The following is a 1,346-nucleotide window of genomic DNA, read 5'->3' on the forward strand; positions in this document are numbered from 1 at the left end:
TATGGTTGCCATCCCTGAAAAATTCAATCTTCGAGTTAACAGAGGCGATACATTCATATACTGTGCGCTTATAGCGGTGGTTGGGTTTTCCGGGATGTTCGTTATCTCCATTCACTCATTTTCGATGGATGAACTTGAAGCAGGTAGACACTGGAAAGATGACTGCCGGACACTTGAGGTAAACATGCCGACAGGCGCTTTTACCAGCCCTGTTAATAAACTGGACTGTGATGGCATCATCATTAATGTGCCTGGTGGGCAGTATTATTCCTATATCCATCAGTGGGAATTATATAAAGCTAACTCAAAATGAAATGCTGATTAACAAACTGGATTGACCGGTAGGGATGGAACAATGGAAAGACAGCAAGAAATTGGCCAGCAATTTGGTTTTTTGATAGTTCTTCTTTTAATTGTGTTAACTGGGTATTTTTTTTGTGCAGTATATTGAAGATTCTCGCGATATGCAGCCCGCCACTCCAGAACAACTGCAAAGTATTATTCATTAGACACCTTGTGCAGGTGAGGCGTTACGTTTAGCAATTCAAACTAACACAGGCACTTCGTCAGAGCCATTAACTTTCGGTGACGCAAAAAAGATGGTATCAGAATGCAAGTATAAAGAAGAGATTAAAGCAGTACGTGAAAAAAACTTAACGCACTGAACGCTATGAGCAAATAATCAGGGGATGGATATGATGCTGTTTCTTCGAAAGTACGGATTTTTGTTTATACCTCCAGTCTACTGGCTCATCTATCTGGGAGCCAGACTGACTTACAATGGACTGGCAGGAGAGTTTTCTCCTGATTTCTTTCAGGGTATTCGACATGAAGGCGTCTATATTATCTGTAGTTTGTGTGTATTTTATTTTTTCTGCTTAGAGGTGGAAGTTGGTGATGGGGAGTTCTCAGCGAACATTCTGTTCCTGATTGTTTTCTTTCATGTGGTTTTATTATTTATCACTCTGCTTGTTTGTCTGTGGCAAGGGGAGGTGTTGTTGGATTCGATCTTTATGGGTCAGATTATTGCCTCCATGTGTTTATTGTTTTTTATTCCAGTGCTTTCCATTATAAGAAGGAGTTTCTAGTGCGGATATGAATATTCTTCTTGCCATTTATTACCCTTGTTATTTTGAAATGCTCTTAAAGGAACGCCCGCATGAGTAATAACATCATCGATGCCGTCACCCAGGCAGTGAATTCACTGGTATCAGCACTGAAACTGCCCGACGAATCCGCGAAAGCCAATGACACGCTGGGCAGCATGAATTTCCCCCAGTTCAGCCGTATTTTGCCCTATAAGGATTATGATTCCGCGACCGGGCTGTTTATTAATAACAAAACCA

Annotated in this window: 2 protein-coding genes and 1 pseudogene; all 3 read left to right on the plus strand. The window is 41.2% G+C overall.

Annotated features, from left to right (window positions below):
* A partial coding sequence (locus tag ACOI7Z_RS27160; protein WP_020277947.1) for a hypothetical protein occupies positions 1 to 313 on the plus strand: 313 nt, incomplete at its 5' end.
* 376 nt (positions 314 to 689) lie between these two features.
* On the plus strand, positions 690 to 1,088 hold the full coding sequence (locus ACOI7Z_RS27165; RefSeq protein ID WP_023179972.1) for a hypothetical protein: 399 nt from the start codon (positions 690 to 692) through the stop codon (positions 1,086 to 1,088).
* 71 nt (positions 1,089 to 1,159) lie between these two features.
* Positions 1,160 to 1,346 (plus strand): annotated as a pseudogene (locus ACOI7Z_RS27170) (F pilus assembly Type-IV secretion system for plasmid transfer family protein); the annotation flags it as partial.

The organism is Klebsiella sp. C283, assembly GCF_048822555.1.
GTDB classification, from domain to species: Bacteria; Pseudomonadota; Gammaproteobacteria; order Enterobacterales; family Enterobacteriaceae; genus Klebsiella; species Klebsiella quasipneumoniae.